Below are 14358 nucleotides of genomic sequence, written 5' to 3'. Positions count from 1 at the left end.
TCGGCCTCCGTCATACGAGGAAAAATTCGCCAAAGCCCATCTTCTTCAGTCCCCGACGGTAGGCAATTGAGCTTTTATCGGCGGGAATATGGGCTTCCAGCGTCAGATCCAGCGGCAGACTTTCCGGGCGCTGGGTTTCGACCATCAGGCGATCCTCTTCAAAAATGCGCAGATTGAAGGCATGCACATCCTCCACCGGAATATGCAGGTCAAAGTTACGCGCGATAGGGGCGAACATGCGGGTGACGCGCGATGACACCGGCGACGCGGCGTTCATGATGACCAGTCGCGATTCTCCCGGAAAATGAATCGTCAGGGTGGCGGTAAACGGCAGATGCATTTCAAAATGGCGCAGCCACTGGAACCCTTCCGGCGCCTGCACGGGTGAACTGGCGGGATAGTTGCTCACGGAGCTCCAGTAATCGGCAACAAAACCGAACGGCGTCTCCTGCGGCTGATAGGTGGGGACCCGCTGATTATTGGGGTCGGCAAAGGTATCGGTGTGGATCCAGGCAAAGTGCGCCACGTCCAGAAACCCCTCTACCTGACGACCGGCAAAGCCGTTCACCTCAAACGCCGGGCAGTTGATCTGCTGAAATCCGTCGTCATCCCAGTGCGGCATAGTGGGCAGCGGCACAGGATTGTCCGGGTCAAACGCCAGGCAGGTCCAGATCAGGCCGAAGCGCTCCTCCACGGCGTAGTTAATCAGGTTCAGCTTCGCCGGAACGGGCTGGTCGGGGCTGGACGGAATACGGTTGCAGCGCCCGTATTCTCCAAAGCGTAAGCCGTGGTAGGGGCAGATAATTCCGTGCTCGTCGTGAAAGCCGAGCGTCAGCGGCACGCCGCGGTGCGGGCAGACGTCACGGGCGACCACGACCTGGTCGTTAATCCGGTAAATCACCAGCTGTTCGTCCAGCAGGGTCGCCTTAACCGGCGCCGGGCCGACGTCGCAGGCGCGCGCGACCGGATGCCAGCACTTCGCGAGGCGCAGCCAGTCCTCTGGCTCAAACGTGCAGTGGGCGGGTGGAGTCGGTTCTCTTTTCATCGTTGTCCCTCTTGCGTTCAGCCTAACGGGCCGCCCTGAATGGTCTCGCACAGACCGTTGATGATGCGCTCACCGGTCTCCTCTTTGAGCTCCTGATACCAGGCCTGCGTCAACGCCATGTCTTTCCCGTGGGTGACGTCGCAGCGTTTACGCGCCTTCAGCACCAGGTCGCGCACCCGGTCGCAGCGCAGCGCTTCGTACTGGCGCAGCGCCAGCGTAATGCTGTGGTTTTCACGCAGGCACTCACCCAGCACCACGGCGTCTTCCATCGCCGCACAGCCGCCCTGGCCGATATCTGGCGTGGTGCTGTGCGCGGCATCGCCGAGCAGCGCGACGTTGCCGCGCACCAGGCTGTCGAACGGCTCAATGTCGTGGATTTCAATGCGGTTGGTCGTTTCAGGATCCAGCGCCGCGATAAGCTTCTGCACCGGCGGCGCCCAGCCGCGGAAGTAGCCCGTGAGGTCGGCGCGCAGGGTGGTGCGATCCTCCGCCAGGCCCGCGGGCAGCGGTACGTCAAAAAAGAAGTAGAAACGTCCGCCGGAAACGGGCATCAGCGACACGCGTTTGCCTTCGCCAACGAAGGTGGTCCACTGGTGCGCCGGGGCGATCTCTTCGTCAATCTTCACCAGCCCGTTCCAGTTCACGTACCCGGCGTAGCGGCGCTCCGGGGTATAGCCCAGCACGTACGGGCGCACGGCGGAGTGGCTGCCGTCGGCGGCAATCAGAAAATCGCCGGCTGCCGTGGTGCCGTCGGTGAAGGTCACGCTCACGCCCGCGCCGTCTTCGCTTACGCGTTCGACGCGCTTGCCGAACTGCACCCTGTCGCGCCCCCAGAAATCCAGCATTTCGCGCTGAAGCTCAGCGCGCGAGACGGGGCAGGGGCGCCCGCCGGTACGCTCAACCAGCGGGGCAAGGCTGAAGCGGGTCAGGGTCTCGCCGCGCCGGTAATCCTTGTAGGCCATAAAACGCATCGGCCCGCCGTAGGTCTCGATGATGTCGCCCATGCCGAGGTGCTGCATGCATTTCACGCCGTTAGGCCAGATGGAGATGGCCGCCCCGACGGGCCGGATCTCTTTGACGGCTTCAAACACGGTACAGTCGATGCCCGCTTTCTTCAGCGCGACGGCGGCGCTCAGGCCGCCAATACCCGCACCAATGACGATTGCTCTCATGCTTCTCTCCTTTTGCAGGGTGTAAAGACATTCAGCAATTTGCGTACCAGGCTGCAGAGTGGCGAAAACGGCGTTGTGAGGGCTACGTTTGCACTGCTAAGGTGCGCAAACGCGGTGAGCGTGCCTTTTTTTGAATCAAAAATTTCCAGTTGAGCTATACGGAATCGACTGTTTCACGCTCGCGTTCAGAGTGGCGTGGTTTGTGCAATAACCCGGAGGAAGACAATAAAGGAGACGCTATGATCGCACTGCACGACTTCAATCATCTTCCCCACGAAAAGGCGTTAGCGCTGATTCACCCCTGCGTGGCGCTCCCCGAGTGGGCCGATGCGCTGGCTCTGGGGCGGCCCTACGCCAGCCGGGACGAATTGTTCAGTACGGCAAACGCGCTGACGCAAAACTGGGACGAAGCGGCGCTGGCGCAGGCCCTGAGCGCCCATCCGCGCATCGGAGAAAAGCCCGCAGGTTCACAGGCGGAGGCGGCGCTGTCGCGCCAGGAGCAGGGCGCGGTGAATGAAGGCGATGCTGCCCTTGCCCGGGCGCTGCGCGAGGGCAATGCCCGCTACGAGGCCCGCTTCGGACGCGTGTTTCTGATCCGCGCGAAGGGCCGCAGCGGCGAGGAGATTTTACAGGCGCTGCACGCGCGGCTGGAGAACAGCGACGCGCAGGAAGTCCGTGCCGCGCTGGAACAGCTGCGGGAAATTACGCTGCTACGGCTGGAAGGAGTTATTAGCGAATGAGCACACTCAGCACCCATATTCTTGATATCTCGACGGGCAAACCCGCACAGGGCGTGACGGTCCATCTCGAACGGGAGGGCGAAATCATGGCCTCGGGCGTGACCAACGTCCAGGGACGCATCGCCGCGTTCGTTCCCTCTCTGCCCGCAGGCCGCTATCGGCTGGTGGCGGAGATCGGCGCGTGGTTTAGCGAAACCGGCCGCGACACGCTATACCCCTGCGCGCAAATTGATTTTGTGACGGGAGAAGCGGCAGACGAGCATTTCCATCTGCCGTTTGTGATTGCGCCCGGCGGATGGTCAACCTACCGGGGAAGTTGACCACACCCGCTCGCCGTTGACCCAGGTCTCGCTGATGTTGCGCTCGTCGCCGAGGGTCATCAGCACAAAAAGCTGCTCGTAGATATCCTGACAGCGGCGATTGCGCAGGCGCTGCAGCGGCGTCACGTCAGGGTCGATCACCACGAAATCCGCCTCTTTGCCGGGTGCGAAGTTGCCAATCTTATCGTCGAGCCTGAGGGCGTGCGCGCCGCCCAGCGTGGCGTGATAAAACGCCTCGCTGGCGCGCAGGCGGTAGCTCTGAAGCTGGCCGACCTTGTAGGCCTCCCCCAGGGTGCGCAGCATGCTGAAGGTGGTGCCCGCGCCGACGTCGGTGCCGATGCCCATCCGCACCCTGTGCTGCCAGCAGGCGGGCAGGCGAAACAGCCCGCTGCCGAGAAACAGGTTAGAGGTGGGGCAAAACGCCACCGCCGAACCGGTGTCATGCAGGCACTGCCACTCGCTGTGGTGAAGGTGAATCGCGTGGGCGAACACGCTGCGCTCGCCGGTCAGGCCGTAGTGGTGATACACGTCCAGATAGCGCTCGTGCTCCGGCCAGAGGTCGCTCACCCAGGCCACTTCGTTGGGATTTTCGCTCAGGTGGGTCTGCATCCAGGTATCCGGGAACTCCTCTCTGAGCAGGCTGACCGCGGCGAGCAGCTCGGGGGATGAGGTCGGGGCAAAGCGCGGGGTAATGGCGTAGCCCAGCCGTCCCCGGTGGTGCCAGCGCTGGATCAGCGCACGCGTCTGCCGGTAGCTCTGCTTCGCGTCTTCGCTCAGGTAGTCCGGGGTGTGTCTGTCCATCATCACCTTTCCGGCGATTAGGCGCATGTTGAGGCGCAGGGCTTCGGTAAACAGCGCCTCGACCGATTCCGGATGCAGCGTGCAAAACACCAGCGCGGTGGTGGTGCCGTTGCTTACCAGCTGGTGAATGAAAAATTCGGCGATCTCTTTCGCGTAGGCTTCATCGGCAAACTGGCTCTCCACCGGGAAGGTGTAGGTGGTCAGCCACTCCAGCAGCTGCTCACCAAAGGCGCCGATCATCTCCGTTTGCGGATAATGGACGTGGGTATCGACAAAACCGGGCAGCAGTAGCTTACCGCGCAGGTCGGTATAGCCTTTGTGAGGGTCAAGATACTGCTCGCCCTCCTGCCACGGGATGTGCGCCAGAATTTTCCCGCCCTGTATAAACAGCACCCCGTCCTCAAGGTAGCGCGCGTGTTGGGCAATCGCGTCTGCGCTGTCGCAGACCTGGGCAATATCAAAAAATGCGCCGCGGATCGCTGTCTGGTAATCCATCATGGTTCCTGCCTTAGTGTTTGCGTAGCGGGGTGAGAAGGCGCAGCAAGAACGGTGCCAGAATGAACGGGCCGCAGATAGGCTGCGGCCGGAAGGAGGAAGTTACTCTTTTTGCGTTGCCACGCGTGAGCCGAACGACGTCGCGCCCGCCGTCTCGCGATCTTCCCGCGCCAGCCAGCGGTAGGTCACGCCGCCGAGGAAGACGCCGATAAACCAGCTGAAGTTCGCTACCTCATGCAGGGCCGGAATAAAGCTGATCACCAGGCCCACGGCAACGGACGGGATCAGCGCGCCAATGGCTTTCGGGTTGAAGCCGTTGCGGTACCAGTATTTGCCCTTTGGCGTGTCGTCGAACAGATCGTCAACCGACACCTTGCCGCGCTTAATCAGGTAGAAGTCGGCAATCAGAATGCCGAACAGCGGGCCGATGAACGCCCCGAGCACGTCCAGGGTGTAGTGGATAAGCTCCGGCGAGTTGAACAGGTTCCACGGGGTGAGCAGGATCGAGCCGACGGCGGCAATCATGCCCCCGGTGCGGAAGCTGATTTTCTGCGGCGAACAGTTAGAGAAATCAAACGCCGGGGAGACGAAGTTCGCGACGATGTTGATCCCGATGGTGGCGGTGATCATCGTCAGCAGGCCAATCGCTACGGCCAGATCGTTGCCCACGCGGCTGACGGTTTCGATCGGGTCGGTGATCATGCGGCCAAACAGCGACTGGGTGCCGGAGACAATCACTACGGTGACGATGGAGAACAGCAGGAAGTTAAACGGCAGGCCCCAGCGGTTTCCGCGGCGGATCTCGCCCATGCTTTTGCCGTAGCGGGAGAAGTCGCCGAAGTTGAGCAGCGGGCCGGAGAAGTAAGACACCACCAGCGCGGTCGCGGTGATCATCTGCCAGGTCTGCTCGCCCGCGCTCAGGGATTTGCTGGCGAGAGTGAAGGAAATGCCGTCAAAACCGGTCTTGTATACAATCCAGCCTGCGAGGGCCAGCATCACCACGTAGACCGCCGGACCGGCGATATCAATAAAGCGCTTGATAGCGCTCATGCCGTGCCAGAAGACCATCGCCTGCAGCACCCACATGATGGCAAAGCAGATCCAGCCGAGATGCGACAGGCCCAGAAACGCGCCGGTAGTGAGCGAAGAGAGCGACGGCCAGAACTTGAGCGCCACCAGCATCAGGGCGTTGGCGGCCAGGTAGGTCTGAATGCCGTACCACGCGAAGGCGATCAGCCCGCGGATCACCGCCGGAATATTGGCCCCGAACACGCCAAACGCCTGACGGCTGATTACCGCGTAGGGCACGCCCGCCATCTGGCTCGGTTTGGCTACCAGGTTGGCGCACAGCTGCACGATGCAAATCCCCACCAGCAGGCACAGCAGCACCTGCCAGCTTGCCAGCCCGAGCGTAAAGAAGCTCGCGGCGACAACATAACCCCCCATGCTGTGAACGTCCGACATCCAGAACGAAAAGATGTTGTACCAGCTCCAGTTCTGGTCACGCGTCGGTGCCAGATCCTCATTGCAAAGACGTGGGCTGTAAACCGCACCGGAATCAGCGGCCGTACCCTGCTGCGCGTTTTGACTGTTTGGCATGAAACCTGCTCCTGTGAATGAAAACCCGTTAAGCGGGAGTGCAGACGGTGTTGCAGGATCCAGGCCAAAATAATAAATCTTGTATGCAATATTTTATTTTTATGTATACGATTCGATAACGAAGAGTAAAAGACGGAGTGGTGAATGAACAACATAAACGCCCTGCAGACCGCGCCAGACCTGCATGACAAAGACGAATCGATCTTTCAGGCGCTGATGACCGCGATTGTCGAACATCAGCTGCTGCCGGGGAGCAAACTGCCGGAGGAGGCACTGGCCGAGGTCTTTGGCGTAAGCCGCACGGGCATCCGCAAGGTGCTTCAACGACTCGCGGCTGTGCAAATGGTCACCTTAACGCCCAAGCGTGGTGCACACGTCGCCAGCCCGACGGTGGAAGAGGCGCAGCATATCTTCCGCACCCGCGCTCTGCTGGAGGTCGCCAACCTGCCGGACGTGCTGGCCCGCTGCCAGCCGCCGCACCTTGCCGCGCTGGACGCCATTATTCGTCAGGAGCAGCAGGCGCACGAGGCCTACGACGGCCCGGCGGCAATTCGCCACTCCGCCAATTTCCACATTCAGCTGCAGGCCATCTCCGGCAACCAGGTGCTGACGGAGATGGTGACCGGCCTGAGCCAGCGCTCCTCGCTGGTGATTGCCACCTGGGGCGCGCCGTGGCGTCAGGGGTGCCGCTGCAACGATCACGAACAGCTTGTGGATCTGCTGCGCCAGAAGGCGCTCCAGCCGCTAAGCGATGCCTTAATGCACCATTTTGAACATATCGTCGCCAGCCTCTGCTTCGAGCGGGCGGGCGAGTGCCTGCCCGATTTTGCCCGGCTGTTTGCCGGCCACAAGGAGTCGTAATGTCATCTGTCTGTATACAAGTGATCAACCCCAACACCAGCCTCGCGATGACGGAAACCATCGGCGCGGCGGCCCGCGCGGTGGCGGCGCCGGGAACGGAGATCCTCGCGGTCTGCCCCAGCGCGGGCGTGCCGTCTATAGAAGGCCACTTTGATGAGGCCATCGCCGCCGTGGGGGTTCTCGAACAGGTTAAGCTCGGCAGAGAGCAGGGCGTCGATGGTCACGTCATCGCCTGCTTTGGCGATCCGGGCCTGCTGGCGGCGCGCGAGCTGGCGCAGGGGCCGGTGGTCGGTATCGCCGAAGCCGCCATGCATATGGCGACGCTGGTGGCGACGCGCTTTTCGGTGGTCACCACGCTGCCGCGCACGCTGATTATTGCCCGCCATCTGCTGCACCAGTATGGCTTTCAGGACAGGTGCGCGGCGCTGCACGCTATCGATCTCCCGGTGCTGGCGCTGGAAGACGGCAGCGGTGTGGCGCAGGAGAAGGTGCGCGCGCGCTGTATACAGGCGCTGAAAGAGGATGGCTGCGGCGCCATCGTGCTGGGCTGCGGCGGCATGGCGACGCTGGCGCAGGAGCTGACGCGCGAGCTGCGCGTGCCGGTCATCGACGGCGTCAGCGCGGCGGTGAAGATGGTGGAATCGCTGGTGGCGCTGGGGCTGTCGACCAGCAAGCACGGGGATCTGGCGTTCCCGGAGAAAAAAGCGTTAAGCGGACATTTTCAGGCACTGAATCCATTTTAATTTTTGGGGGTGGCAATGGGGCTTTTTGAACAGGATTACCCGCGGGATCTGCGCGGCTACGCGGGCAACCCGCCGCACGCGCGGTGGCCGAATCAGGCGCGTATCGCCGTGCAGTTTGTGCTCAATTATGAGGAAGGGGCGGAAAACCACGTTCTGCACGGCGATGCTGGATCCGAGCAGTTCCTGTCGGACATTATCGGCGCGGCCAGCTACCCGGATAAACACATGTCGATGGACTCCCTCTACGAATACGGCAGCCGCGCCGGGTTCTGGCGGATCCACAGTGAATTTCAAAAGCGCGGCCTGCCGCTGACGGTTTTCGGCGTGGCGATGGCGCTGGCGCGTCATCCGGAGATCGTCGAGGCAATCAAGGCGGCGGATTACGACGTGGTGAGCCACGGCTGGCGCTGGATCCACTATCAGAGCATGGATATCAGCCAGGAGCGCGAACACCTGCACAAGGCGGTGCACGTGTTGACCGACCTGTTCGGCAAGCCGCCGACGGGCTGGTACACCGGGCGCGACAGCCCCAACACCCGCCAGCTGGTGGTGGAGCACGGCGGCTTCGACTATGACAGCGACTACTACGGCGACGATCTGCCCTTCTGGACGGAAGTGGCCTGCAGCGACGGCACCCGTAAACCGCACCTGATCGTGCCGTATACGCTGGATGCGAACGACATGCGCTTCGCCACCGCGCAGGGGTTTAACACCGCCGAGCAGTTTTATACGTATCTGAAGGACAGTTTTGACGTGCTGTACGAAGAGGGGGAAAGCGCGCCGAAGATGATGTCCATCGGCATGCACTGTCGCCTGCTGGGGCGGCCGGGGCGTTTTCGCGCGCTGCAGCGGTTCCTCGATTACGTGCAGCAGCACGAGCGGGTGTGGGTCTGTACCCGCCAGCAGATTGCCGACCACTGGCGGGATGTGCATCCGTTTAAGAAGTAAGTGTGCCGTGTTTAGCCGGGTGGCGGCTGCGCCTTACCCGGCCTACAGGACCCACAGGGCATACGGGACATCGTAGGCCCGTTAAGCGCAGCGCCACCGGGCAGGTTTTTCAGCGTTACACCATCAAACTCACCTGCGCCGCCACGATCCGCCACCCGTAGGCAAACCGCACCCACGTCTGCTGCTGGCGGCCAATGCGTTCCGTCCCCTCGCGGGTAAACTCGGTGCTGCACACGGCATAATCCTCGCCAAAGGTGGTGATGACGGTGTGACGCAGCGTCCGCTGCAGCCCGGCGGCGGGGCGCGCCGCCCGAAAGGCGCGGATTTCATCAATCCCGTACAGGTTTTCACCCGCCCCCAGACGCACCGTGTTTTTGTCGTGCCAGAACAGCTCGTCCAGCACCGCAACGTTGTTGCTGACCAGCGCGTCTTCATAGCGATAAAACGCGGCGGTCACCTCGGCAACCACCCACGGGAGGTTAATGTCATCGTGATTCATCATGCGGCCACCTCCGCCGGGCTTGCATCGGCGATGCCGCTCTCTTCCAGCACGCGCGCGACGCGCAGGCAGGCCTGCTCGTTAAACGGCGCGGCAATCAGCTGCAGGCCAATCGGCGCACCCTGCGCGGTACGCAGCGGAACGGTGGTCACGGGCAGGCCCAGAAATGAAATCGGCTGGGTCAGCATCCCCATGCTGGCGCGGATGGGGAGCGGCTGACCGTTAATCTCCATGGTCTGCTCACCCGCGAGCGTCGCGCTGCGCGGCGTTGCCGGCGCGATCAGCACGTCGGCCTGCGCGAACAGGGTTTTAAACGCCTGCCGGGCGTGCGCGCGAAACCGCTGGGCCTGAATGTACCAGGCGGAGGGGATCATCGCGCCTGCCAGCAGGCGTTCCCGGGAGTGCGGCTCAAAACGCTCGGGCTCGCGGCGAAGCGCGGGCAGGTACTGGTTTCCCCCTTCGGAGGCGCTGATGATAAACGCCGCGGAGCGCGCCAGTTCTGCGTCCGGGAACTGCAGCTCATCCTGCACGTCGAGCGCCTTCGCCGCCCGCGCCACGGCGTCTCTGGCATCCGCGTCGCACCAGGTGGTGAAGTAGCCGCCGAGCACCGCGCAGCGCAGGCCGTCAAGGCCGCGATCGAGCAGGGGGCGCGTCTGCTCGCGCGAGCTCTCTGCCTGAAAAGCGTCGCTGCTGTCCCGGCCCTGCAGCGCATCGTATACGGACGCCAGATCGCACACGCGGCGGGCAAAGGGGCCGATATGATCCAGGCTCGCGACAAACGGATGGCTGCCGGATCGCGACAGGCGGCCAAAGGTGGGCTTCAGGCCATAGATGCCGCACAGGGAGGCCGGAACGCGAATCGAGCCGTTGGTGTCGGTGCCGAGCGAAAAGTGCACCAGCCCGGCGGCCACGGCGGCGGCCGAGCCCCCGGACGAGCCGCCCGCAATGCGCGCCAGATCGTGCGGGTTACGCGTCGTGCCGTAGTGGCTGTTTTCGGTAGTAAAGCCGTAGGCGTAGGCGTCCATGTTCACCATCCCGGTCAGCAGCCCGCCCGCGCTGCGCAGCTGGCGCACCGCGAAGCTGTCAGCGGCCGCGGCGGGGCGCTGGCTGAACAGCTCTGCCCCGGCAAGGGTGGTGTGGCCGGCAACGTCGAACAGGTTTTTTACCGCGTAGGGCACGCCCGCCAGCGGGGGCAGGGGGCGCTTTTCGCGGCGCAGGGTATCGATGCTCTCGGCCTCGGCGAGCATGCGTGCTTCCGTCACGGCGGTCCAGGCGCCGATCTGCGGGTTAACGCGCGCAATCGCCTCCAGCGTCTGGCGGGCAATTTCGCGAGCGCTCAGCTCGCCCGCGCCCAGCGCATGCTGGATCGCGCTGATACTCATCTCGTGTAGCCTCATGCTTTGTACACTCCTGCGATCTCCAGACGGTCGTCGAGCGGCAGCGCCATCAGCGGGGCGGCCATGTTTGCTATGCGGCTGAACTGCACCTGCAGCTCGGCGCGGCGGGCATCGTCCAGCGTCACGCCGAGCACGGACTCCATTTGCGCCAGATACGCCTGCCAGTCGGGTTGTTGTGTCGTCATAGTTTTCTCCTCAGAATCCGGCGGCCGCGCCGTTGCTGCGCGGGTCAAATGCCCCTTCGAACAGCCCGTTGGGGTGGCGGACAATCGCGCCCGCGTGGCCCATCGCTTCGCTGAAGTCAGGGAACATTTCCACCTCGTGCCCGAGTGCCTGAAGCCGTGAGACTGTCTCAGCGGTAAAGCGTCCTTCCAGCTTTAACGTGTCCGAGGTTTGTCCCCAGGTGCGCCCCAGCAGCCAGCGCGGGCGGGAAATGCTCTCCTGTAAAGGCACGCCCTGAATCGCGTAGCGGGTAAAAAGCGCGGCCTGGGTTTGCGGCTGTCCGTCACCGCCCATCGATCCGTAGACCATCACGCGCCCGTCCTTAAGACGCGCCGCCGCCGGGTTCAGGGTATGGAAGGGCTGCTTGCCCGGCGCGAGGGCCAGAAGATGATTGGGATCGAGGCTGAACGATGCGCCCCGGTTCTGCCAGACGATGCCGGTGTCGGGCAGCACAACGCCGCTGCCGAACTCGTGATAGATACTCTGGATAAACGACACGGCAAGCCCGCTGTTATCCATCACTCCCATCCACACCGTATCGCCCGGGCCTTTTCCGGTGCCCCACGGCGCGGCGCGGCCGTCGTCAACCCTGTCGGCAAGCGCCTGCAGGGCGGCGGGATCCAGCAGACCCTGAATATCGGTTTTCAGCTCGCGCGGGTCGGTAATGTGGGCATCGCGCAGGCCAAAGGCCAGCTTGGTGGCTTCAACGATGCGGTGAATGGTGTCGGCGTCGTCGGCCTCGGCCATGTTCAGGCGGTCGGTGATGCCGAGTATCGCCAGCGAGACCAGCCCCTGCGTCGGAGGGGTGTGGTTAAAGATCACCCCCTGCTGATGCTGCAGCCTCAGCGGCGCGGTGCGCCGGGCAGCGTGCGCGTTAAGATCGGCCAGCGTCACGGGCAGGCCCAGCGTCTCCATGCCGTGCGCCAGCACGTCCGCCAGCGGGCCGCGGTAAAAGCTGTCCAGACCGTCTTCCACCAGGCGCGTCAACGTCGTGGCCATGGCGGGCTGGTAAAAGCGGCTCCCGACCTGCGGCGGCTTACCGTCCACCAGCCAGGTTTCCGCAAAGCCTGGCACGTCCTTCAGCTCGTCGAATTTGCTGGCCGTGGCATGGGCCTGAGAGGCCGTAACCGGCGTGCCGTTTTGCGCATAGTCAATGGCGTCGGCCAGCAGGCGGGCCAGCGGCAGCGCCTTGCCGGTCAACTCGCGCGAGACCTTCAGCGCCTCGTCCCAGCCGCTCACCGTGCCGGCGACGGTCAGCGCCGCACGGGGGCCGCGATGGGGGATATGCGCCAGACCGTCGTAGGCGGCGAGCGTCGCGCGCGATCCCGCCGCGCCGCTGGCATCAATGGCGACAGGTTCGCCTTCCGGCGGCACGATAAGCCAGAAGCCATCGCCGCCCAGCCCGTTCATGTGCGGATAAACCACGGCAACGGTGGCCGCCGCGGCGACCATCGCCTCTATCGCGCTGCCGCCTTCGCGCAGTACCGCCAGCGCGCTCTGGCTGGCAAGATGGTGGGGCGCAACGGCCATGCCGTGCGTGGAGACATTACTTTGCATAGAGAGTCCTCGTAACCCTGAAAGTCACAAGGCGCTGCAAAAGCTGTTCCAGTTCTGAAAGAAAAGTTTCAGTAAACTGGCACGTATAATGAATACGCATAATAAAAGGTACAATGTGATGAAACAAAAGTTACAGAGGCGCTATGGAACAACTGGATGAACGTCTGAAAGCACAGTACCCGTCGCTGTCGCCGCAGGAGCAGCGGGTGGCGGACTTTATTTTCGATCATTTTGACGATCTCATTAGCTACAACAGCGCCGAGCTGGCGCAGCTGAGCGGGGTGTCGAAAGCCACGGTTAGCCGTCTGTTTAAGCGTCTGGGCTATGAGAAATATAAGGACATGCGCGACGAGCTGCGCACCCTGCGCCAGAGCGGGATGCCGCTCACCGATAACCGCGACGCGGTGCAGGGCAATACGCTGCTGGCGCGCCACTATAAGCAGGAGATGGCGAACCTGACCCAGTGGGTCAACGCCCTCGACGCGCAGCAGTTTGCCGACGCGATGGCCTGCATGGTGAAGGCGCGGCGCATCGTCATTATCGGCATGCGTAACGCCTATCCGGCGGCGCTGCACCTGCGCCAGCAGCTGCTGCAGGCGCGCGGTCAGGTGCTGGTCCTGCCGCAGCCGGGGCAGAGCCTGAGCGAGGAGCTGGTGGATTTAACGCCGGACGATCTGGTGGTCATGATGGCCTTTCGCCGCCGCCCGCGCATCATCCGCCCGCTGATGCAGCAGCTTCAGAGCAGCGGTATTCCGGTGCTGCTGATGTGCGAGCCGCAGGCGCACAGCCTGTTTCCGCTGGCGAGCTGGCAGCTCTGCGCCCCGCTGGACAGCGTCTCGGCCTATGACAGCTACTCCTCGGTCAATAGCCTGATTAACCTGCTGGCGAATGCCTTCCTGCATGACAGTCTCGATAAAGGCCGTCCGCGCATTCACGAGATTGCCTCCCTTTACCAGCAGCTGGACGAACTCGAACAGCGATAATGGGGCATCAGGCTGGTGCTTTGCATTAAAATGGTGCATCTGACGGGTCGGGAAAATAGACGTTTTTTCGACCCGTCCGCGTTTTATCAGGCTTCGCAAGAATATTTTCCGCTTCGCCCTGGTTGGCACATTAGTTGCAAAATCACACTCAAAGAATCTTTTGTTTCATGTTAACGTTACGGGGAAGCACCATGAAAAAATTGTTGATTGCACTGGCCGGGGCCGCATGTCTCTTCACACAGCTGCCGGCAAAGGCTGACCAGCTTCAGGATATCGAGAAGCGCGGCACCATTCGCATTGCCGTTCCGCAGGACTTCCCGCCGTTTGGCTCGGTGGGGACCGACCTGCAGCCGCAGGGCTATGACATCGACATGGCGCGCTATCTGGCCAAACAGATGAAGCTCAAGCTGCAGCTGGTCCCGGTGACCAGCGCCAACCGCGTGCCGTATCTGCAAACCGATAAGGTGGATCTGGTCATTTCAAGCCTCGGTAAAAACCCGGAGCGCGAGAAGGTGATCGACTTTAGCCGCGCCTACGCGCCGTTCTTCCTCGGCGTGTTTGGTCCGAAAGGGGCCGAGCTGAAAGACGCCGCCGCGCTGAGCGGAAAAACCATCGGCGTGACGCGCGGGGCGGTGGAGGACATGGTGCTGACCGGCCTGGCGCCGAAAGACGCGGACGTGAAGCGCTACGAAGATAACAACACCACGCTCTCCGCCTACCTCTCCGGACAGGTGCAGTACGTGGCAACCGGTAACCTCGTGGTGGCGGCCATTTCGCGCCAGAACGCGGATAAAGCTCCCGTGCCGAGCTTTATGCTGAAAGATTCGCCGTGCTTTATTGGCCTGAAGAAAAACGAACCGGCCCTGAAGGCAAAAGTGGACGCGCTGATTGAGCAGGGCATCAAGGACGGCACGCTGAACGGCCTGTCCGAGCAGTGGCTGAAGGCTCCGCTGCCGGCCAACCTTGGCGCCTGAGC

At 62.7% G+C, this 14358-nt stretch carries 14 protein-coding genes and 1 pseudogene; 7 read left to right on the top strand and 8 right to left on the bottom strand.

What is annotated here, in order from left to right; all coding sequences use genetic code 11:
- Positions 1-10 precede the first annotated feature (10 nt).
- Both hpxD and hpxO read right to left on the bottom strand, forming a co-directional pair.
- Complete coding sequence (gene hpxD / locus M2422_RS06595; protein WP_064672245.1) at positions 11-1045, bottom strand: molybdenum cofactor-independent xanthine hydroxylase subunit HpxD; 1035 nt, start codon at positions 1043-1045, stop codon at positions 11-13.
- Between the two features lie 17 nt (positions 1046-1062).
- Positions 1063-2217 carry an FAD-dependent urate hydroxylase HpxO gene (gene hpxO / locus M2422_RS06590; RefSeq protein WP_064672246.1) on the bottom strand — a complete coding sequence of 385 codons (1155 nt, stop codon included), beginning with the start codon at positions 2215-2217 and terminating at the stop codon, positions 1063-1065.
- A 239-nt stretch (positions 2218-2456) separates the two neighbouring features.
- Here hpxO and uraD point away from each other — a divergent pair, with 239 nt between their 5' ends.
- Both uraD and uraH read left to right on the top strand, forming a co-directional pair.
- A complete protein-coding gene (uraD, locus tag M2422_RS06585) occupies positions 2457-2957 on the top strand; it encodes a 2-oxo-4-hydroxy-4-carboxy-5-ureidoimidazoline decarboxylase (RefSeq protein ID WP_064672247.1) in 501 nt (166 codons plus the stop codon).
- A complete protein-coding gene (gene uraH / locus M2422_RS06580) occupies positions 2954-3277 on the top strand; it encodes a hydroxyisourate hydrolase (RefSeq protein WP_033145142.1) in 324 nt (107 codons plus the stop codon). The genes uraD and uraH overlap by 4 nt, the downstream gene beginning before the upstream one ends.
- Here the strand turns inward: uraH and guaD are convergent.
- Positions 3257-4576, bottom strand: a complete 1320-nt coding sequence (gene guaD, locus M2422_RS06575) for a guanine deaminase (RefSeq protein WP_064672248.1) — start codon at positions 4574-4576, stop codon at positions 3257-3259. The two genes, uraH and guaD, sit on opposite strands and share 21 nt — an antisense overlap.
- 99 nt (positions 4577-4675) lie before the next feature.
- Positions 4676-6172, bottom strand: a complete 1497-nt coding sequence (locus tag M2422_RS06570; RefSeq protein ID WP_023335187.1) for an NCS1 family nucleobase:cation symporter-1 — start codon at positions 6170-6172, stop codon at positions 4676-4678.
- A gap of 144 nt (positions 6173-6316) precedes the next feature.
- Between M2422_RS06570 and M2422_RS06565 the strand changes: the two genes are divergently transcribed.
- The 3 genes and pseudogenes from M2422_RS06565 (at position 6317) to puuE (ending at position 8724) form a co-directional block, all read left to right on the top strand.
- Positions 6317-7033: a GntR family transcriptional regulator gene (locus tag M2422_RS06565; RefSeq protein ID WP_047652808.1), complete on the top strand. Its 717-nt coding sequence runs from the start codon at positions 6317-6319 to the stop codon at positions 7031-7033.
- Positions 7033-7907 (top strand): annotated as a pseudogene (hpxA, locus tag M2422_RS06560) (allantoin racemase). Before M2422_RS06565 ends, hpxA begins: the two are co-directional and overlap by 1 nt.
- Entirely contained in the window at positions 7825-8724 is a 900-nt protein-coding gene (gene puuE / locus M2422_RS06555) for an allantoinase PuuE (protein ID WP_224435153.1), read from the top strand. Before hpxA ends, puuE begins: the two are co-directional and overlap by 83 nt.
- Positions 8725-8839: 115 nt before the next feature.
- Here puuE and hpxZ read toward each other — a convergent pair whose 3' ends face one another.
- Genes hpxZ through hpxW form a run of 4 tightly spaced genes read right to left on the bottom strand, consistent with a single transcriptional unit; the run spans position 8840 to position 12399 of the window.
- Complete coding sequence (hpxZ, locus tag M2422_RS06550) at positions 8840-9226, bottom strand: oxalurate catabolism protein HpxZ (RefSeq protein ID WP_023311059.1); 387 nt, start codon at positions 9224-9226, stop codon at positions 8840-8842.
- Positions 9223-10620, bottom strand: coding sequence for an AtzE family amidohydrolase (locus M2422_RS06545; protein ID WP_064672251.1), 1398 nt, complete (start codon positions 10618-10620; stop codon positions 9223-9225). The genes hpxZ and M2422_RS06545 overlap by 4 nt, the downstream gene beginning before the upstream one ends.
- Entirely contained in the window at positions 10617-10805 is a 189-nt protein-coding gene (gene hpxX, locus M2422_RS06540) for an oxalurate catabolism protein HpxX (RefSeq protein ID WP_033145148.1), read from the bottom strand. Before hpxX ends, M2422_RS06545 begins: the two co-directional genes overlap by 4 nt.
- A 10-nt stretch (positions 10806-10815) precedes the next feature.
- Entirely contained in the window at positions 10816-12399 is a 1584-nt protein-coding gene (gene hpxW, locus M2422_RS06535; protein WP_064672252.1) for an oxamate amidohydrolase, read from the bottom strand.
- Between the two features lie 143 nt (positions 12400-12542).
- Between hpxW and hpxU the strand changes: the two genes are divergently transcribed.
- Positions 12543-13382: a MurR/RpiR family transcriptional regulator HpxU gene (hpxU, locus tag M2422_RS06530; RefSeq protein ID WP_033145150.1), complete on the top strand. Its 840-nt coding sequence runs from the start codon at positions 12543-12545 to the stop codon at positions 13380-13382.
- A 191-nt stretch (positions 13383-13573) separates the two neighbouring features.
- On the top strand, positions 13574-14356 hold the full coding sequence (locus M2422_RS06525) for a transporter substrate-binding domain-containing protein (RefSeq protein ID WP_023311064.1): 783 nt from the start codon (positions 13574-13576) through the stop codon (positions 14354-14356).
- The last annotated feature ends 2 nt before the right edge of the window (positions 14357-14358 follow it).

Source organism: Enterobacter sp. SLBN-59, assembly GCF_024807915.1.
GTDB lineage: Bacteria > Pseudomonadota > Gammaproteobacteria > Enterobacterales > Enterobacteriaceae > Enterobacter > Enterobacter asburiae_B.
This window is presented reverse-complemented; position numbering and strand designations above follow the sequence as displayed.